We start from the raw sequence: 18,612 nt of genomic DNA, 5'->3' as shown, positions 1-18,612 counted from the left end.
CTCGCCGCTCAGGAATGAAAGTGCCGCGTCACCGCATCGGCATCGAAGGCGCCTTCGATGAACAGCGGCTTGAGCCGGTTGGCCTGGAACACGTGCAGCAACGCCTCACGACGCTCCGCCAGCGCAGCGAGCCACTTGTCGCGCAACGCGGGCCGCCACCACACCAGCCGGCGCCGGCCACTCTCCGGGTCGACCACGTTCGCCAGCCCGCGCTGCGCCGTCAGGCTGAATTCGATCGGGTCCCACAGCACGACCGGCACCAGTTCGTGATGCGCCATCGAGGCGATCAGGGCCTCGACCTCAGGCAACGGCAGATGAAAGTCGGACAACAGGAACACCAGCGCGCGCTGCCGCCCCAGGTAGCGCGAGGCCGACAACAGCCCGTGCGCCGATTCACCCTCCAGCGCCAACCCGCGCAAGGCCTGCGCCAGCGTCGCACCCACGCCGCGCATGCGCGTCGGCGGCAGCAGCACGTCTTCGCGCACGGCGCGATCGCAACCCACAAAGCCGAAGCTGTCGCCCGTCCGCCAGGCCGACCAGGCCAGGCTGTCGACGAAGTCGGCCAGCACGTCGAGCTTGCGACGCGTGCCGGCAAAACCCATCGACGCCGACAGGTCCGCCACCACCACGACCGGGATCGACTTGCGCTGGCTGTAGACCCGCACGACCCAGTTGCCGAAGGGGTCGCGCAGGCTCGCATGCAGGTCGAGCCGCCGCGGGTCGGGCGCGTCCAGCAGTGATGCATGGCCGCGGAACTCGAAGCCGCTCTCGCCCCGCGTGCTGCGGTGATGGCCGGGGAAATGGCCCATGGCCGGCGTGGCGAAGCGGTAGTGCACCTCGCGCGTGGTGGGCGCCTGCTGCATCACGGCATTGACCTTTCAGGGCGCCGCCACGCTGGCCACGATGCCGGCCATGAGCCGCCCCGAGATCTCCTGCCGCCGCATCTCGTACACCGGCTGGTAGCAGAGCCGATGCGCGATGGTCTCGACGAAGACGGCCTGCACATCCTCCGGTGCGACATAGCTGCGCCCATCCAGCCAGGCCGCCACGCGCGCGGCGCGCATCATCAGGCTCATGCCGCGCGGACTGGCGCCGGCCAGCATCAGCTGCGCGGTGTCCACGTCCGACAGGCGCACGCCGTATTCGGCCGGCACCGAGGTCGCGCGCCAGAGGTTCAGCGCATAGGCCTGCAGCGCATCGGAGGCCTGCACGCCGCGCTGGATGAGTTCCGACACCTGGTTCAGCTCCTCGTAAGCCACCAGCCCGCTGGACAGCGCGCCGACCAGCCGGTCGGTGTCGTGGAAGCGCGGGTCGAACATCAACTCGCGCCGCTCGGCATCGCTGGCGGGCGCATCGATGGTCACTTCCATCATGAAGCGGTCCCGCGCCGCCGCCGAGATCTCGAAGGTCTCCTCGCGCTCCACGCGGTTGCGGTCGGCGAACACCAGCAGATGCGGAAAACGGAACTCGCGGTTGAAGGCCGACACGCTGCGCTCGGCCATCACGCGCAGCAGCAGTGAATGCACCTGCGGCCGGGCGCGGTTGATCTCGTTGAAGAAGAAGATCGCCAGGTTCTCGCCATGCTTGATGAGCGGGCCGGCCTCGACCGCGGGCCTGCCCTCGGCGCTGATGTAGGTGTAGTAGATGAGGTCGTTGGGCATCAGGTCGATCGTGCCTTCGGTGCGCCCGAAGTCCCCGCCCAGCACCTGCGCGAAGGCGCGCAGCAGCGTGGTCTTCCCGACGCCCACATCGCCTTGCAGCAGCACATGGCCGCGTGCGAACACGGCGGTGCTGATGAGCCGGATCGCCCTCGCCTGCCCGATCACCGCCTTGGCGACTTCGGCCTCCAATGCCAGCGCCCGCTGCCGCCAATCGCTCATCACCGCATCGTTTCGATCCATCGGGCGTTCTCCGTTATTGCCTCAGTTGACCGCGCCGCGCGCGCCGCCCAGGCGCTCGGCCGCTGCGCGCTCCTTGGCGTACTCCGCACGGCACGCCTTGGCATAGTCCGCCGGCCCGAGGTAGGCCAGCTCCTGGTCGTACCTGGCCAGGTCCTCGATGAAGCGCGGGTCGTACATCGCCTTCTTGAACGCGTCGTGCAGCACCTTCACGACAGGGGCCGGCACCCCGCGCGGCCCGGCCAGCCCATACGGCGACATGGCCACGATGTCGAAGCCCAGTTCCCGCAGCGTCGGCACCTGCGGCCAGCGCTTCGAACGCTGCGCCGAGAAGGTCGCCAAGAGCCGCATGCGGCCCGCATCGACCTCGGGACCGAAGCCGCTGGAATTCACGCCCACCAGCACCTGTCCGGACTCCACGGCCAAGGTCAGCTCGGAGGTGCCTTTGTACGGCACATGGATGTAGCGCATGCCGCGTTCGGTGAAGAGCTGTTCCAGGACCAAGTGCGGCGTGGTGCCGACGCCGTTGGTCGCGATGCTGAGTTCCCCCGGCCGCTCGCGCGCGAAGGCGAACAGGTCTTCCAGCGAGCGGAAGCGACTCTCGCTCGCGACCAGCACGCCGAAGGTGACGCCGGAGATCTGGATGATCGGCGTGATGTCGCGCACCGGGTCCCACGCCACCTTGTGGACGAAGGGTGCGCGGAACACCGGCTGCGGCATCTGCGCGATGGTGTAGCCGTTGGGCTCGGCCTGGGTCAGCAGGCCCATTGCCATCGTGCCGCCCGCACCGGGGCGATTCGCCACCACCACCGGCTGGCCCAGCGCCGCGCCCGCGAGTTCGGCCAGCAATCGCAGCGAAAGGTCGGTGGCGCCGCCCGCGGCCCAGGGCACCCACAGCATCACGGGGCGGACGGGAAACGGCTCGGCCGCCGGCGCGCCGGTACTTTGCACGAACGGCAGTGCGGTCAAGGCGCCACCCGCCACGCGCACCAGCAACCGCCGACGTGCAAGGTTCACGGCGGGCCTCCGCGCTTGGTCAACCCGCCGAATCCACGCTGCGGGTCGTAGCCCCAGCAGGCCACGAAGAAGAAGACGAGCAGGCAACCCAGCACCACCCAAGGCGCCTCGCCGGGGTCCTTGCCATAGAGCGCGAAGCGAATCCATTCGACGGCGTGCGTGAAGGGGTTGAAGCGCGCCAGCTGGTAGACCCATTCGGCGCCCGACTCCTGCAGCTTCCACAGCGGATAGAGCGCGGTCGACATGAAGTACATCGGGAAGATCACGAAGTTCATCGTGCCGGCGAAGTTCTCCAGTTGCTTGACGTAGACCGACAGCAGCAGCCCGAGCGCGCCCAGCATCAACGCGCCGCACACCAGCGCCAGCAGCGCATGCAGGCCGGCCAGCGAGAACAGCGGAAGCTCGGTGCCGAGCAGCATCGCGACGACGATGAAGGCCAGCGCCTGCAGCACCGACAGCAGCGCCGTCGCACAGAGCTTGCAGAACAGCAGCCAGGCGCGCGGCAACGGCGCCGTGAGCAACAGCCGCATCAGGCCCATCTCGCGGTCGTAGACCATCGCCAGCGAGGACTGCATGCCGTTAAACAGCAGCACCATGCCGACCAGGCCCGGCGCGATGTAGACGTCGTAGGGGATGTAGGTGTCGTACGGCTCGACGATCGCCACGCCGAATACGTTGCGGAAGCCGGCCGCGAAGACCGCGAGCCACAAAAGCGGGCGGACCAGCGCGGACACCAGTCGCCCCGTCTGCTGGGAGAACTTGATGAGCTCGCGCAGCACGATGGCGCGCATCGCCTGCAGTGCGTGCGCGATGCCGCGCCGCGGCGCGGTGTCCGCGGTGACTTCCTGAACCGCGCTCATCGCAGCCCCCACGCTCGGCACTTCGTGTTCCTCGTTGCCCCCCGAGGGGGCCTGAGCTTGCTTGGGGCGGCCCGGCGCTGCGCTCATCGCGTCACCTTGCATTTCTTCTCCGGCGCATCCGCGCCCAGAGTGTCCAGTACGTTGGTGGGGTGCAGCAGGCCCTCGATCGGCGCCTGCGAGATCACGCCCTGGCCGTCGGTCAGCAGCATGGTCTGGCGCAACTGACCGTCCCACGGACGGAACGTCAGGCTGGTGCCCTTGGAGCCGTCGATCGGCGTCTTGGCCATGGCCTGCGCCCACTGCGCCGCCGGCCCCTTGGGCGCCGCGATGGCCGCCGCGACCAGCGCCTTGCCGGCCATCCATGCGGCCCAGTCGTTGGCGGTCATGGGCCGGCCCGCGGCCTTCGCAAAGCGGCGCGACACCTGCGGCGCTCCGAAGCGCTCGAACTGCGCATGCCATGCCACCGGCACCAGCCCCGCATCACCTACCACGGGGCGCGGCAGCACGGTGCGGTAAGGCAGGCTGCGCGCGAACTCGCCGTCGCTGTCGACCACCCACACCGCGTCATAGGTGCTGCCAGCCGTGAGCAGCAAGGGATTGGCCAGGTCGCGTTCGCGCGGATCGCCGGAGAGCTTGAAGGGCTTGGTCGCCACCACCTGCAAGCCGTAGCGTTTGATGGAGGCTTGCACCGTGGCGCTGCGCAACTGGTCCTGCGCACTCTGACCCACGAGCAGCAACAGCTTGCTCCATTTGCGAGACACAAGGGTTTGCGCCAAGGCGTCGGCGCGCATGCGCTCGCTCGGCAGGATGTGGAACAGGCGGGCGCGGCAATCCTGCTCGCGCAGGCTGTCGGCCGGGTTGCCGATGTTGAGGACCGGAATCTTCACCGCGTCCGCCACGGCCAGCGTCCAGTCGGTCGGCAGGTCGGTCAGCAGCACCGCCGCGCCGGCCTTCTCCGCGGCTTGCGCGGCCGTGCGCGCGGCTGCGAGGTTGTCGGCCGGCTGGCTGGTCAGCGCGACCGCGGCGTCGACGGCCTGCAACTCGAATTCGCTTTCCTCCAGCGCCACCTGCAAGCCGTCGTTCGCCGGCCCGTCGGTGTGGCCGAGGAAGTGACGCTCGATGCGCGAGCGCTCCAGCCGCGGGTCGTCGCCGGGCACGATCAGCGTGGCTTTCAAGGGCGTGACCGCGCCTGCCGCCACCCCCGTCACGCTCGCGCCCAGCGCCGCCAGCAGCAGCGCCAGGCCCGCGCGACAGGCGCAACCCTTCATTCCACCACCACCAGGCCGTAAGGCACGCGCCCGACCGGAATGCTCTTGAGCGCCTTGGCCCCGGCGACGTCCACCACGGTCACGTCATCGCTCAGGCCGTTCACGACGTAGAGCCGCGCCTCGGCCTTGTCGAGCGTGACGTTCCATGCGCGCTTGCCGACCAGCACCAGGTTCGTGACCTTGCGCTGGGCCACGTCGACGAAGGCCACGTGGTTGGCCCGGCCCAGCGCCACGAAGGCGCGCTTGCCGTCGCGCGTCATCACGACGCCGACCGGGGAGATGTCCTCGGCGCGCGCGCCCTTCACTTCGAACTTGATCGTGTCGGTCACCGCCTGCGTGGCCGTTTCGATGATGCTGACCGTGGCGTCGAGTTCATTGGTGACCCACAGTTCCTTGCCATCCGGCGTGAAGGCCATGCGGCGCGGACGCTTGCCGACCTTGATGTTCTTCACCACCTTGGCGCTGGCCACGTCGATCGCATGGACCAGGCTCGCGACCTCGGAGGTGACGTACAGCATCTTGCCGTCCGCGCTGACCTTGACGCCCTCCGGTTCCTTGCCGACCTTGATCGACTTGAGCACCTTGCCGTTGGCGGCGTTGATGAAGCTGGTTGCGCCCTCGTCCTCGTTGGAGACGTAGATGGTCTTGCCGTCCGGCGAGATGTCGAAGGCCTCCGGTTCGTCGCCCAGCGGGATGCGCCGCACCGACTTGCCGGTGGCCGGGTCGATCACGTCGGCGGCGTTGGATTCGGTGCAGGCGACCATGATCAGCTTGTCCGGCGTCATCTGGATATGCCGGCCGCGCTTGCAGGTCGGGATGGTTCCCTTCACCGTGAGCGTGGCCAGGTCGATCATGGTCAGCGCCTGGTCCTTCTCGCTCGAGACATAGGCCGTGCCCTGGGCCATCGCGGCCCCGCCAATGCACAAGCCCAGCACCGCCGTGCCCGCACAAGCCACACGCTTCACCCAGTCACCCACTTCGTTCATGTCACGGTCTCCTTTGGTCTTGAATCGTTCGTGCGCGAGATGAATCCCGCCTCCAGCGTCGGCCCGCCCAGTGCCTGCGTCACCTCGGCCGGCGTGCCGTCGCACAGCAGTTCGCCCTTGTGCAGCACCAGCACGCGGTCGGCGCCTTCGGCCTCGCCGACCAGGTGAGTAGCCCATAGCACGCCCACGCCGCGTTCCTTCACATCGGCGCGCAGGGCACGCATCAGGTCCTGCCGGGACTTGGGATCCAAGCCCACCGTCGCCTCGTCCATCAGCAGCACGGAGGGTCGATGCAGCAAGGCGCGCACAAGTTCCACCTTGCGCCGGTTGCCGCCGGAGAGTTCGCGCACCTTGCGATCGAGGTTGGGCTCGATGGCGAGGCGCGCGCAATCGGCCTCGATCCGTTGCACCGCAACACGCCGCGGCAGGCCGTGCAGGTCGGCCTGGAACAGCAGGTTGCGCCGGATGCTGAGGTCCAGGTCCAGCGACATCTGCTGGAACACGACGCCGATGTGACGCAGCGCCGCAGTCGCCGAACGGCCGAGCGAATGGCCTGCCACTTCGACCTCACCTTCGTCCGCCGCGAACAGCCCGGTGAGCACCTGGAACAAGGTCGATTTGCCGGCGCCGTTGGGCCCCAGCAGCGCGACGAATTGCCCCGACGCGAGGCTCAGTGAAAGGTTCTTTAATGCGACGCGCGAGCCGTACCGCTTGGTCAGGCCGGTGGTCCGGAGCATGGTCTTCGAAAGCGTCTCTTGCATTGATCAATCAGTACGGTCGGACACGGCCATCCGCAGGGGACGGCACCCCAGCAAAGCAATACCCGCGCCCATGGTTTTTCCGCCGTGGTCGGGTGCCTCGTCTGCCCGCGGATGACACCGTTCCCGGTGAAACACTCTGTGTCGAAAGTGGTTGCCACATTTCTGATGCAGCCCTCACCGGGCGATGCTGCGGCCATTGGCCGGATCGCAATTCATGGTGAACCCTGAGAGGGCCACGAATCGGCGTCAGGCCTCGTTGTGCGCGAGAGAACGTTCGCCCCGCCGTCCATCGCGCGCACGCCCCGTGATGGCATTGAAGGACTAGGGTTTCCCCTCGCCAATGCTGCAGGACGGCGCATACGAACGCGGCAACACACCGTTGCACGACGCCACGATTGCGGCACCTCGAAGCAGGCGCGCAACTTGCATTTGGTGCACTGGCCGGCTTCGTCGAGTTGCTCGGCAGGCGCCTGTTTGCGGTTGGTGCGGACAGGCTCTGATGTTCCAAAACAAGGAGACTTCGATGCGATTTTCCGGGCACTTACTAGGGCGCACCTGGCGCCTGCTGGCGGCGGCGCTACTTGCGGTGCCGGCATTGGCGCATGCCAATGCCGATGTCGAGAAAAATATCGCCAACTCGAAGAATTGGGCGATGCAGGCTGGCGACATGTACAACCAGCGCTACAGCAAGCTCAAGCAGATCAACACGGGCAACGTCGGCAAGATGCAGGTCGCGTGGATGTTCTCCACCGGGGTGCTGCGCGGCCATGAAGGTTCGCCACTGGTGATCGACGGGACGATGTACCTGCACTCGCCCTTCCCCAACAAGGTCTTCGCGATCAACCTCGACAACCAGAAGATCCTCTGGAAGTACGAGCCCAAGCAAGACCCGGCCGTGATCCCGCAGATGTGCTGCGACACGGTGTACCGCGGCCTCGCCTACGCCGAAGGCAAGGTCCTCCTGCAACAGGCCGACAGCAACCTGGTCGCCCTCGACGCCAAGACCGGCAAGGTGGTCTGGACCGTCAAGAACGGCGACCCGAAGCTCGGCGCGGTCAACACCAATGCGCCGCACGTCTTCAAGGACAAGGTCATCACCGGCATCTCCGGCGGCGAATGGGGCGTGCGCGGCTTCATCGCGGCCTACAACCTGAGCGACGGCAAGCTGGCCTGGAAGGGCTACAGCGTCGGACCGGATGCCGAGATGCTGATCGACCCGCAGAAGACCATGACCTGGACCGACGGCAAGATGGCCCCGGTCGGCGCGGACTCTTCGCTGAAGACCTGGAAGGGCGACCAGTGGAAGATCGGCGGCGGCACCACCTGGGGCTGGTACAGCTACGACAAGGCGCTCAACCTGATGTACTACGGCACGGGCAATCCGTCGACGTGGAACCCCTCGCAACGGCCGGGTGACAACAAGTGGTCGATGACGATCTTCGCGCGCGACGTGGACACCGGCATGGCCAAGTGGGTCTACCAGATGACGCCCTTCGACGAATGGGACTTCGACGGCGTGAACGAGATGATCCTGGCCGACATCGACGTCAAGGGCAAGCCGACCAAGGCACTCGTGCACTTCGACCGCAACGGCTTCGCCTACACGATGGACCGCGTCACCGGCGCCCTGCTGGTCGCTGAAAAGTACGACCCGAAGGTCAACTGGGCCACCAACGTCGACATGAAGACCGGCCGCCCGCAAGTGGTTGCCAAGTACTCGACGGCGCAGAACGGACCGGACGTCAACAGCAAGGGCATCTGCCCGGCCGCGCTCGGCAGCAAGGACCAGCAGCCTGCCTCCTTCGACCCGGAAACCAAGCTCTTCTACGTGCCGACCAACCATGTCTGCATGGACTACGAGCCCTTCAAGGTCGAGTACACCGCAGGCCAGCCGTACGTGGGCGCGACGCTCTCGATGTACCCGGCGCCGGGCAGCCATGGCGGCATGGGCAACTTCATCACGTACAACGCCGGCACCGGCAAGATCGTGCAGAGCCATTCCGAGAAGTTCTCGGTCTGGAGCGGCTCGCTCAACACCGCTGGCGGCCTGTCGTGCTACGGCACGCTGGAGGGCTACCTGAAGTGCGTGGACAAGAAGAACATCAACAAGGAACTCTTCAAGTTCAAGACCCCGTCCGGGATCATCGGCAACGTGTTCACCTATGAGCACAAGGGCAAGCAGTACATCGGCGTGTTCTCGGGCATTGGCGGCTGGGCCGGCATCGGCATGGCAGCTGGCCTCGAGAAGGACCAGGACGGCCTGGGCGCAGTGGGCGGCTACCGTGAGCTGAACCAGTATACGGAACTGGGCGGTTCGCTGACAGTCTTCGCGCTGCCGAACTGATCGCATACGACGACAGGGTAAGTCCCCGGGAACCCACGAGCCCGGACCCTGTTCTGATACCGGAGAGGGGCAGCTGGCACCTACTGGCTGCCCCTCTTTTCAATTGGAAAGAAACAGGGCTGAATACAAATGATGAGACTGAAATTGGTGTTGATCGGCGCATGCGCGCTGCTGTGCATGGGTGGTGCCGTTGCGGCTCACGCGGAAGACAAGAAGCTGTACACGGTGGTTGACGGCTACAAGGTCGACGGCGAGACCATGAAAGGCTTCCGGGCTTGGCGTGCCGCGGCTTGCGACCGCTGTCACGGCGCCAATCAGGAAGGCATGGTCGGACCCTCGCTGGTGGCCAGCCTGAAGACGCTCAGCAAGGACGAATTCGTCAAGACCGTGACCAACGGCCGGCTGGACAAGGGCATGCAGAGCTTCGGCAACAGCCCGGTGGTCATGGACAACATCAATCAGCTCTACGCCTATCTCAAGGGCCGGTCCGATGGCGCCATCACTCGCGCCAAGGTCGAAGAACTCCCCAAATGAACGGCATCCGCGCGCTGGCCGTCGTCGCCCTTCCGCTGAGCTTGCTGGCCACCGGCGCGGCAGCGCAGGAAAAGCCCGCGCCGCGCAAGGAGCTGCGTGTCTGCCAAGACCCGAACAACCTGCCCTTCTCCAACACCAAGGGTGAAGGCATCGAGAACAAGATCGCCGAAGTGTTCGGCAAGTCGATGGGGCTCCCCGTCGTCTACTACTCCTTCCCGCAGCGCCTGGCCTTCATCCGCAACACGCTGCGCTACAAGTTGCCGGGCCAGGACTACCCCTGCGACATCGTGATGGGCGTGCCTGCGGGTTACGACCAGGTCTCCGTCACCAAGCCGTACTACCGCTCGACCTATGCGCTGGTCTTCCCCAAGGGCAAGGGCCTGGACCAGGTCGCGTCGACCGAGGACTTCCTGAAGCTCGACCCGGCCACGCTGTCGAAGCTGCGCATCGGCATCTACGATCGCTCGCCCGCGTCGGCATGGCTCACCAAGCACAAGCTGATCGAGCAGGGCGTGCCCTACAAGATCATGAACGCGGACCCCGAGCAGTATCCCGGCGAGATCATCGAGAAGGACCTCGCCGCCGGCAAGATCGATGTCGCCATCGTCTGGGGCCCCATCGGCGGCTACTACGCCACGCGCATCAAGGCGCCTGCCTTGGCAGTGGTGCCGATGAAGTCGGAGCCCGGCGTGCAGTTCGACTACCAGATCGCCATGGGCGTGCGCTACGGCGAGCGTGAATGGAAGCAGCAGGTTGAGGGCCTGATCGAATCGAACAAGCCGCAGATCATGGCCATCCTGAAGGAGTACGGCGTGCCGGTCGTCGACGCGTCGTACGAGGTGCCGAAGTAAGCCCGCGGGTGCTGCCGATGAAAGCACTTCCCGTCCTGGCGTTGGTGTTCGCCGCGGCCGTCTCGGGCTCGTGGCCGGCGCAGGCGGCCACCGATTTCTCGGCCGCCGAGCAGTCCGTCTTCATGGAGGACCATCTCGGCAGCCTGCGTCCGCCGCTCACCCTGCATTACGTCTTCCGCAAGTCCGGCACGATGGAAGAAGCCTTCGACGACAAGGTCGACCTCGTACTGACGGCACAGCCCGACGGCAGTTGCTGCGCCGCAAGCCCGCAGTTCTTCACCGGCAAGCGCGCCATGACGCTGCCGCCGGTCGAAGGCGCCAAGGGCAACCCGGCGATCCTGTACTTCCTCGAACGCGACATCAAGGAGATGCAGCGCCTGACCAAGGGCCAGCCGAATTACTTCCGCAAGCGCATTCGCATGGCGGTGTACCAGGGCGCGACGGTGCGCGACACCACCTTGCCGTACCGCGGCAAGCCGGTGGCGGTGAAGGAGTTCAGCATCACGCCCTACCTCGACGACCCGAACCGCGCACGCTTCGAGAAGCTGGCCAACAAGTCCTACGTCTTCCTGATGTCGAGCGCCGTGCCCGGCGGCCTCTACGGCATCCGCACGCGCATCGGCGGCGCGTCCGCCGGCGATGCGCCGCTGATGGTCGAGGAGATGCTCATCGACGGCGCCGGAGCCGCGCCCAAACCCTGAATGCCTGCGTCGAACACCATGCCCAAGCTGAAACCCTTGCCCTCCGCGCTGACTGCCTGCGCGCTCCTGCTGGCCGGCGCAGCGAATGCCGCCGCCCCCGTCAACGACTTTCCGACCGTGGACAGGGTGCTGTACGTGCAGGAGTGCATGCGCGCACATCCGGGGTCCACGTTCGAGATGACCAACAAGTGCTCCTGCACGCTCGATGCGCTTGCCAGTTCCGTGAAATACAAGGACTACGTGACGCTGAGCACCATCGTCAAGGCCATGTCGATCGGCGGCGAACGCGGCGGTGCGATCCGCGACGTGCCCTCCTACGAGCCCGAGGTCAAGCGCTATAAGGCGCTGGTGGCGAAGGCTGAAAAAGGATGCTTCATCGGCGCTGCCGACCCGAAGTGACCGGATGATGTGATGCCAGGGAGCGGGGTTGCGATGCCGACGCGACGTTGGCCACGCGGCCTGTGGCTTGCCATGTTCCTGTGCGCCGCGAACGCGGGCGCGCAAGCTGCCGATCCCGTGGCGCCCCTGGCTGTCGTCGAAGTGAAGCCCGGCGTCTTCGCCCATGCCGGCAAGCTGGAGGACTGGGCGCCCGCCAATGGCGGGGACGTGGCCAACCTCGGCTTCGTGGTCGGCAGCCGCTGCGTCGCGGTGATCGATACCGGGGGCACGCCCGCCATCGGCCAGGCCTTGAAAGCCGCGATCGACCGCGCGACTACCCTGCCGGTCTGCTACGTCATCAACACGCATGCCCATCCCGACCATGTGCTGGGCAACGCCGCCTTCGTCGACGCCTACAAGCCGGCGCCGCGCTTCGTGGCCAGTGCCCGTTTCGCCCAGGCCCTGACGGCACGCGAACCGTATTGGCTGAATTCGCTGAAGCGCGACTTCGGCCTCACCGTGCCGCGCACCTCCATCGTGTACCCCGGCAACAGCGTCGACAAGTCGATGGACCTGGACCTCGGCGGCCGGGTGCTCACCCTGCAAGCCTGGCCCACGGCGCACACCGACAACGACCTCACCGTGTACGACCAGCGCACCCGCACGCTGTTCGCGGGCGACCTGCTCTTCGTGCGGCACCTGCCGGCGCTCGATGGCAACCTGCGCGGCTGGACCGCGGTGATGGAGGACCTGAGGCGCCTGCCCGTCGACGCCGTCGTGCCGGGGCACGGCCCGGTCAGCACCGACTGGCCCGGCGTGATGGATGCGCAGGCCAACTACCTCGGCGCCCTGCTGCGCGACACGCGCGCCGCGCTCCGCAAGCACCTGACGATCCAGCAGGCCGTGGACAGCATCGGCATCGCGCCCGGTACGACCTGGCTGTTGACGGATCGCTTCCACAAGCGCAACGTCACGGCTGCGTACGCGGAACTGGAATGGGAAGACCCCGATCCCACCGATGCGCCCAAGGCAACGAAGCCATGAACTCCTTGAAGAACCCCACGCTTGCGCCACGCCCGCTCACCCGGCGCGCCCTGGCCTGCGGTGCGTTGCTGTCCATCGCCTTGACCGGCATCGGCCATGACGCCGCAGCGCAGATCAAGACCGCTGACAACCCCGAAGGCAATCCGGTCTGGAAGAAGGTCCGCGCCAGCCTGTTCCAGTCGCGCCCGATCGCGCCCGCGAGCGATGACGTGCTCTCGCTGGTGGTGCCGGTACGCGCCGAGGACGCGGCCATCGTGCCGATCGCGATCCGCTCGCGCATGAAGCAGACGCCGGAGCGCTACATCGACAAGGTCTGGCTGATCATCGACAACAACCCCTCGCCGATCTCGGCCATCTTCCACTTCACGCCGCTGAGCGGACGGGCCGACATCGAGACGCGTGTGCGCGTCGACGAGTACACCCACATCCGCGCCATCGCGGAAACGAATGACGGCAAGCTGCAGATGGCGACGGCTTTCGTCAAGGCCTCCGGCGGCTGTTCCGCCCCGCCGGCCAAGGATGCCGAGGCCGCACTGAAGACGCTGGGCCGCATGAAGTTGAGCCTGCAGGGCCCCGCCGATGGCGACAAGCCGCAGCTCGCGCAGCTGATGATCAGCCACCCCAACAACTCCGGCCTGGCACTCGACCAGGTCACCCGCCTCTACACGCCTGCGCACTTCGTGCGGCAGGTGAACATCACCTATGCAGGCCAGCCGGTGATGTCGGCCGACGTGGATTTCTCGATCAGCGAGAACCCGAACTTCCGCTTCTACTTCGTGCCGAAGGGCGATGGGGTCCTGAAGGCGGACGTGGTCGATTCGCGCGACCTGCAATTCGAAAGCACGCTGAAGTACCGGCGGCCGGAATGAGGCCGGACAAGCGTCGCGGTCCAGTCGCTTGCGGGTCGCGCCGGTGATGCGGGTGCGCTCGACGCGGGTTGCGTCGTGGGTCATGGCAGTGCCGGCGCTGGCAGGCACGATGCTCGTCGCAGGCTGCGCGTCGCCCGGTGCATTGGGGCCGGCTGCGACTGCCCCCACGCCGCCCACAGCGCCCCTAGCGCCCACACGGTTCACATCGCCCACACCGTCCACGCCATCCACGCCATCCACGCAAGCCTATGTCTCGCCGAAAGCGGTCGAAGTCGGCGCCGGCGTCTTCATGGTGCAGGGCGAACCGGGCGCAGTCGATACGCGGAACCTCGGCCGCGTCGGCAACGCCGGCTTCATCGTCGGCGAGACGGGCGTGCTGGCCATCGACACCGGCACCTCCTGGCGCAATGGCGACGCGCTGCTGTCCAACATACGGAGCGTGACCGACAAGCCGGTGCGGCTCGCGCTCGTCACCCATGCGCAGAAGGACTTCCTCTTCGGCGCGCCCGCGTTCCGGGAGCGCGGCATCCCCGTGCTCATGCACCGCAAGGCCGCCGACCTGATGGCCTCGCGTTGCGAGCGATGCCTGCGCGTGCTCAAGGAGACGCTCGGCGAAGAGGAGATGAAGGGCACGGTGATGTTCACGCCGGACCAGCAGTTCGACGAATCGCAAACGCTGGACGTGATCGGCCGCCCCGTGCGCATCATCTACTTCGGCCACTCCAGCGGCCCCGGCGACGTTGCGGTGCTCGACCCGCGCACCGGCGTGCTGTTCGCCGGCGGGCTGGTTGACAAGGCGCGCATTCCCGATGTGATGGATGGCGACATCGACGGCTGGCTGGCCGCACTCGACGCCTTGCGAAAGCTGCCCACCCAGGTCATCGTGCCCGGCCATGGCCCGCGGACCACGACTGCCGCCATCGACGCGCAAGTGCGCTACCTCACCCAACTGCGCACGCGCATCGCGCAACTGTTGCAGGCCGGCACCGCCTTGAGCGACGTACCCAAGGCCGCGGCACTGCCCGAGTTCGCGGGCTGGGACCAGTACGAGACGCTGAACGCCAAGAATGCCTCCGCGCTCTTCGTTCGCATGCAGCGGAAGCAGTTGGATTAACCTCCGCTCCGCGCATATCGCTCCCGGAGAATGCAGATGCCCCTTGCCATGTTCCCCGCCCTCTTCTTCACAGTGGCACTGCTGGTCACCACCGCCTACTTCCTGATGGGTTCCGTGCCGCTGCTGGTCCTCAAGCACGACACGCCGCTGGACTCCCGGTTCGTGCGCGGCTTCTTCAATACCTACTACCTGGCGGCGATGGTCACCGCGGGCGCGACTTCGGTGAGCTACGCGTTCGCCGGCCGGGCCGCATTCGCCATCGGGGCGGCAGGGCTCACGGTCCTCGCCGTGGTGTTTCGGCGGCTGGTGATCGGAAAGATGGACCAGCTTCGCGCGCAGATCCAGGCCGACGACCTGGGCGCGATCCCGGGCTTCCGCCGGACCCATCTGGCCGCGATCTTCATCAACCTCGTCCAACTGGTGGTCGTGGTGTGGAGTCTCTCGACCTTGTCGCTGTAGCGCACGCGGCATCGCGTCGCTCAACAACTGGCAACTGCCACCCAGTCAAGGGTCCAGCAATGCGTCGCGCGGCTGCAGCGGCGTGGTGCGGCGGGCGCGGGCGCGCTGCACCAGCAACCCCACCAGCACGATCGCAGCGGCGGAGCCCGTCATGCTGCCCGAGCTCGAGAGCTGCTGCACGAGACTGTCGACGGTCTCGACGCTGACCTGCTGCGCATGGTGGACCAGCGCCATCATGTCGGCCGCGCTGACGTTCTGCAGGTCGTCGACGCGCACATTCAGTTCGTGCCCCGCGCTGCGAAACCGGATCTTCGCGAACACGCCGTGCGCAATCGCGACGAGCGACAGCACGCCCAGCGGTCGCAGCAAGGTTTCGACCAGGTGGCAGCGCTCCTCCACAGGCGCCGCTTCGTAGACCTGCGCGACCAAGGCCGGAATCTCGGTTTCCGATGCAGTGCCCATGGGTGCCGACGCACTACCGGTGAAATCCGATGCAATGGATGTCATGAGTCGTCCTACTTTGCGTCGGGCTGCGTCCGGCAGCGCCGACGGACTGGATCGGCAGCATGCGGATGCCGCCGCGGACTTGCATCGTCGTCCGCCAGTCTGACCTGTTGCTGAGCGATTCGTAAAGCTGCGGTGAATTTACGCAACCGACTGCGGATGACCTGGAGAGCGCGCGCGGAGAGCTACTCGCTCCCCACGCCTTCACGCCGCCCTACGATTCCCCGGAACCAGGCATCGAGCATCGGCCTCTCGTAGCGCAGGCGGTCGGTGCGAGGGTAGGTATTGGTCACCATCAGGTAATTCATGTCGACCAGGCGTTCCTCCCCGCTTGCCAGCAACTCGTCTCCGCGCTTCAGGGCCCAGGCCAGCTTGATGCGGGGCCAGGTGATGTCGCGCAGGATGCGCACGTCATGGCCCATGCGCGTGTTCCAGGGCTCGAACCAGCCGGCGAGGTCGATGTCGCGGACGTCGATCGTCAATGTCTCGTCGGGCGGCAGGCTGCGCTCGGCCAATCGCTCCAGGTGTTGCGTGATGTCGCGCTGCACCTCGGCACGGTCCTTTTCATTTGCGAATGCGTGCGAGTAGGCTGCGTCCGTGTAATGCGCCGGATCGATGAAATTGACCGCCACGTCGGCGTGGGCTGCGGTCACGGCGATGGCCAGCAGGCCACCTGGCAACAGGCTCGACAATCGAAGCATGGCGTACCCCTCGGAAAAGCGAGGCGAGTTTGACATGGCGCGGTGATCGACAGTTTCCTGAACCCTTGAGCGCTGCGAGGACTTGCGTCAACGCCAAAAGCAATCTCGGTCGCGCGCAATCAAGTCGCGTGCGTTCCCGGAACCGCGGCACCTGCCAGCCGTCGCGAATTGGCCGGGTCCCGGAACACGAGCGGATGCTCCATGGCCCGTGCCGGTGACAAGCTGCCCGCCCGCTCCACGGCCTCCTCCACCAGGTGATGGTGCGGGCTCTTGTAGCAAGCCGGATCGGCCACGGCCGGATCGTTGGCCAGCAAGTAAGCCTGGCATCGGCAACCACCCAGGTCCTGCTCCTTGAATTCACACGATGAACAAGGCTCCTTCATCCAGCCCGTGCCGCGGTAGCGATTGAAGCCTTCGGAGTCGAACCAGATGTGCCGCAGGTCATGTTCGCGCACGTTCGGGAAGCTCAGCCCCGGCAGCATCTTCGCGGTATGGCATGGCAAGGCCGTGCCGTCGGGCGCGACGGTGAGGAACATGTTGCCCCAGCCGTTGACGCACTTCTTGGCCTTGCCCTCGTGGTAGTCGGGCGCGACGAAGAAGATCCGCATGCGCTCGCCCATCCTCGCGCGCCATGCGTCGGTCTTGCGCTCGGCCTGCTTCAGTTGCTCGTGCGTCGGCAGCAGCTGGTCGCGGTTGAGGAAGGCCCACGAGTAGTACTGCGTGTTGGCCAGTTCCAGGTACTCCGCGCCCATGTCGGCCGCCATCTCGATGATGCGGTCGATGTGGTCGATGTTCATCCGGTGGATCACCACGTTCAGCACCATCGGCCAGCCGTTGTCCTTGATGATCTTGGCGACGCGGCTCTTCAGCTCGAAGGTCTTCGTGTGCGACAGGAAGTCGTTCATCTCCTTCGTCGAATCCTGGAAGGAGAGCTGCACATGGTCGAGCCCCGCTGCCTTGAGCGCCGCGGCGCGCGCCGCGGTCAGCCCGACGCCGGAGGTCAGCAGGTTGGTGTAGTAGCCGAGTCGATGCGCCTCGACGACGATCTCCTCAAGGTCGTCTCGCACCAGCGGTTCGCCACCGGAGAGGCCCAGTTGCACCGCGCCCAGTTCGCGCCCCTGCCGCAAAACGCGCATCCAGTCTTCGGTGGTGAGTTCTTCTTCCTGCCGCGCGAAGTCGACCGGGTTGAAGCAGAAGACGCAGTGCAGCGGGCAGCGGTAGGTCAACTCGGCCAGCAGCCAGAGCGGTGGGCCGGGCGTGGCATTCAGTCCCATGCCAGCCACCGCTGCTTGCCGGCCATCTCGATGAAGGCGAGCACGTCCTTGTCCAGGCCCTGCATCGAGAAGGCCGTCTCCAGTTCGCTCACGATCGCGGCGATGGTTCGTTCTCCGTCGCAGCGCTTCATGATCTCGCCGCCGCTCTGGTTGAGCTTGACCATGCCTTCGGGGTAAAGAAGGACATGGGCGTTCTGCGCCGGCTCCCATTGCAGGCGGAAGCCGGGGCCGACACGCGGCAAGGAATCGGCGGTCGGAGAGTTCATGCGGTCACCCCGTACTTCAACGCCATCGCATCGTTCATCGCCCACAGGATGTCGAGCTTCAACTGCAGCACCTCCAGCGCCCGTTCCTGCATCGGCCGCGTCGTGAAGTGCGCGAGCGTGATGGCCAAGCCCTGCTCCACGTCCCGCCGCGCCTGGCTGACGCGGTTGCGGAAGTAGGCCATGCCCTCGGGCTCGATCCACGGATAGTGCTCGGGCCAGGTGGACAGGCGCTGCTTGTGGATCTCGGGCGCGAAGAGTTCTGTCAGTGATGAACAGACGGCCTCTTGCCACGGTGCGCGGCGCGCGAAGGTCACATAAGCATCGACGGCGAAGCGCATCGCCGGCGCCACGTGCCGCAGGTCGAGGACCTCCTCGCGCGTGAGGCCCACGGCAGTCGCAAGGCGCAGCCAAGCTTCGACGCCGCCCTCGTCGCGGATGCCGTTCAACTCGAAGCCGTCATGGTCGAGGATGCGTTGCACCCAACCCCTGCGCACTTCCGGGTCGGGGCAGTTGGACAGCACCGCCGCATCCTTGATCGGGATCGAAATCTGGTAGTAGAAGCGGTTGGCCACCCAGCCGCGCACCTGCTCCGGCGTGGCGCGGCCGGTGTTGAGCATCACGTTGAAGGGATGGTGGATGTGATACGCCCGACCGCGCTCGCGCAGCTTGGCTTCGAACTGCTCGTGCGTCCAGGCTTGCGATGAGGGGATGGCGTCGACGGTGGGTGGGGTCTGGCTCATTCAGGACTCCCGACATGGCGCACACGGCCATGCCTGTTCGTGG

General features: G+C 66.5%; 21 protein-coding genes. 9 read left to right on the top strand and 12 right to left on the bottom strand.

Annotated features, from left to right (window positions below; all coding sequences use genetic code 11):
- Window positions 1–8: 8 nt before the first annotated feature.
- The 7 genes from WKW82_RS28435 to WKW82_RS28405 are packed head-to-tail and all read right to left on the bottom strand — an operon-like array spanning window position 9 to window position 6,766.
- A complete protein-coding gene (locus WKW82_RS28435) occupies window positions 9–863 on the bottom strand; it encodes a DUF58 domain-containing protein (RefSeq protein ID WP_340346161.1) in 855 nt (284 codons plus the stop codon).
- A 15-nt stretch (window positions 864–878) separates the two neighbouring features.
- Window positions 879–1,901, bottom strand: a complete 1,023-nt coding sequence (locus WKW82_RS28430) for an AAA family ATPase (protein WP_340345975.1) — start codon at window positions 1,899–1,901, stop codon at window positions 879–881.
- A 21-nt stretch (window positions 1,902–1,922) separates the two neighbouring features.
- Window positions 1,923–2,915: a Bug family tripartite tricarboxylate transporter substrate binding protein gene (locus WKW82_RS28425; RefSeq protein WP_340345973.1), complete on the bottom strand. Its 993-nt coding sequence runs from the start codon at window positions 2,913–2,915 to the stop codon at window positions 1,923–1,925.
- Window positions 2,912–3,862 carry an ABC transporter permease gene (locus tag WKW82_RS28420; protein WP_340345972.1) on the bottom strand — a complete coding sequence of 317 codons (951 nt, stop codon included), beginning with the start codon at window positions 3,860–3,862 and terminating at the stop codon, window positions 2,912–2,914. The genes WKW82_RS28425 and WKW82_RS28420 overlap by 4 nt, the downstream gene beginning before the upstream one ends.
- Window positions 3,859–5,043 carry a type 1 periplasmic-binding domain-containing protein gene (locus tag WKW82_RS28415; protein WP_340345970.1) on the bottom strand — a complete coding sequence of 395 codons (1,185 nt, stop codon included), beginning with the start codon at window positions 5,041–5,043 and terminating at the stop codon, window positions 3,859–3,861. The genes WKW82_RS28420 and WKW82_RS28415 overlap by 4 nt, the downstream gene beginning before the upstream one ends.
- Window positions 5,040–6,029, bottom strand: coding sequence for a PQQ-dependent catabolism-associated beta-propeller protein (locus WKW82_RS28410; protein ID WP_422823614.1), 990 nt, complete (start codon window positions 6,027–6,029; stop codon window positions 5,040–5,042). The genes WKW82_RS28415 and WKW82_RS28410 overlap by 4 nt, the downstream gene beginning before the upstream one ends.
- Window positions 6,026–6,766 (bottom strand): ABC transporter ATP-binding protein, encoded by a 741-nt coding sequence (locus tag WKW82_RS28405; protein ID WP_340346158.1) that lies wholly within the window; start codon window positions 6,764–6,766, stop codon window positions 6,026–6,028. The genes WKW82_RS28410 and WKW82_RS28405 overlap by 4 nt, the downstream gene beginning before the upstream one ends.
- A 547-nt stretch (window positions 6,767–7,313) precedes the next feature.
- On the opposite strand from WKW82_RS28405, the gene xoxF reads away from it, so the two are divergent.
- From xoxF to WKW82_RS28360, 9 genes are all read left to right on the top strand, one after another.
- Window positions 7,314–9,134, top strand: a complete 1,821-nt coding sequence (gene xoxF, locus WKW82_RS28400; RefSeq protein ID WP_340345969.1) for a PQQ-dependent ethylene glycol dehydrogenase XoxF — start codon at window positions 7,314–7,316, stop codon at window positions 9,132–9,134.
- A gap of 132 nt (window positions 9,135–9,266) precedes the next feature.
- Window positions 9,267–9,668 (top strand): c-type cytochrome, encoded by a 402-nt coding sequence (locus WKW82_RS28395; RefSeq protein WP_422823613.1) that lies wholly within the window; start codon window positions 9,267–9,269, stop codon window positions 9,666–9,668.
- Window positions 9,665–10,519, top strand: a complete 855-nt coding sequence (locus WKW82_RS28390) for a substrate-binding domain-containing protein (RefSeq protein ID WP_340345968.1) — start codon at window positions 9,665–9,667, stop codon at window positions 10,517–10,519. Before WKW82_RS28395 ends, WKW82_RS28390 begins: the two co-directional genes overlap by 4 nt.
- Window positions 10,520–10,536: 17 nt before the next feature.
- Window positions 10,537–11,220: a hypothetical protein gene (locus WKW82_RS28385; RefSeq protein ID WP_340345967.1), complete on the top strand. Its 684-nt coding sequence runs from the start codon at window positions 10,537–10,539 to the stop codon at window positions 11,218–11,220.
- 18 nt (window positions 11,221–11,238) lie between these two features.
- Window positions 11,239–11,619, top strand: a complete 381-nt coding sequence (locus tag WKW82_RS28380; protein ID WP_340345966.1) for a hypothetical protein — start codon at window positions 11,239–11,241, stop codon at window positions 11,617–11,619.
- Window positions 11,620–11,652: 33 nt separating this feature from the next.
- A complete protein-coding gene (locus WKW82_RS28375) occupies window positions 11,653–12,642 on the top strand; it encodes a quinoprotein relay system zinc metallohydrolase 2 (protein ID WP_340345964.1) in 990 nt (329 codons plus the stop codon).
- Complete coding sequence (locus WKW82_RS28370; protein WP_340345963.1) at window positions 12,639–13,511, top strand: quinoprotein dehydrogenase-associated SoxYZ-like carrier; 873 nt, start codon at window positions 12,639–12,641, stop codon at window positions 13,509–13,511. The genes WKW82_RS28375 and WKW82_RS28370 overlap by 4 nt, the downstream gene beginning before the upstream one ends.
- Window positions 13,512–13,593: 82 nt before the next feature.
- Window positions 13,594–14,625, top strand: coding sequence for an MBL fold metallo-hydrolase (locus tag WKW82_RS28365; protein ID WP_340345961.1), 1,032 nt, complete (start codon window positions 13,594–13,596; stop codon window positions 14,623–14,625).
- Window positions 14,626–14,661: 36 nt separating this feature from the next.
- Complete coding sequence (locus tag WKW82_RS28360; protein WP_340333764.1) at window positions 14,662–15,084, top strand: hypothetical protein; 423 nt, start codon at window positions 14,662–14,664, stop codon at window positions 15,082–15,084.
- A gap of 45 nt (window positions 15,085–15,129) precedes the next feature.
- Here WKW82_RS28360 and WKW82_RS28355 read toward each other — a convergent pair whose 3' ends face one another.
- From WKW82_RS28355 to pqqC, 5 genes are all read right to left on the bottom strand, one after another.
- Window positions 15,130–15,591, bottom strand: coding sequence for a hypothetical protein (locus WKW82_RS28355; protein WP_340345959.1), 462 nt, complete (start codon window positions 15,589–15,591; stop codon window positions 15,130–15,132).
- 182 nt (window positions 15,592–15,773) lie between these two features.
- A complete protein-coding gene (locus tag WKW82_RS28350; protein ID WP_340345957.1) occupies window positions 15,774–16,289 on the bottom strand; it encodes a DUF3016 domain-containing protein in 516 nt (171 codons plus the stop codon).
- A gap of 119 nt (window positions 16,290–16,408) precedes the next feature.
- Window positions 16,409–17,563 carry a pyrroloquinoline quinone biosynthesis protein PqqE gene (gene pqqE / locus WKW82_RS28345; RefSeq protein ID WP_340345956.1) on the bottom strand — a complete coding sequence of 385 codons (1,155 nt, stop codon included), beginning with the start codon at window positions 17,561–17,563 and terminating at the stop codon, window positions 16,409–16,411.
- Window positions 17,554–17,829 (bottom strand): pyrroloquinoline quinone biosynthesis peptide chaperone PqqD, encoded by a 276-nt coding sequence (gene pqqD, locus WKW82_RS28340; RefSeq protein WP_340345955.1) that lies wholly within the window; start codon window positions 17,827–17,829, stop codon window positions 17,554–17,556. Before pqqD ends, pqqE begins: the two co-directional genes overlap by 10 nt.
- Window positions 17,826–18,569 carry a pyrroloquinoline-quinone synthase PqqC gene (pqqC, locus tag WKW82_RS28335; RefSeq protein ID WP_340345954.1) on the bottom strand — a complete coding sequence of 248 codons (744 nt, stop codon included), beginning with the start codon at window positions 18,567–18,569 and terminating at the stop codon, window positions 17,826–17,828. Before pqqC ends, pqqD begins: the two co-directional genes overlap by 4 nt.
- Window positions 18,570–18,612 lie beyond the last annotated feature (43 nt).

It is taken from the genome of Variovorax rhizosphaerae (assembly GCF_037889975.1).
In the GTDB taxonomy this organism is placed as follows: domain Bacteria; phylum Pseudomonadota; class Gammaproteobacteria; order Burkholderiales; family Burkholderiaceae_C; genus Variovorax; species Variovorax rhizosphaerae.
This window is presented reverse-complemented; position numbering and strand designations above follow the sequence as displayed.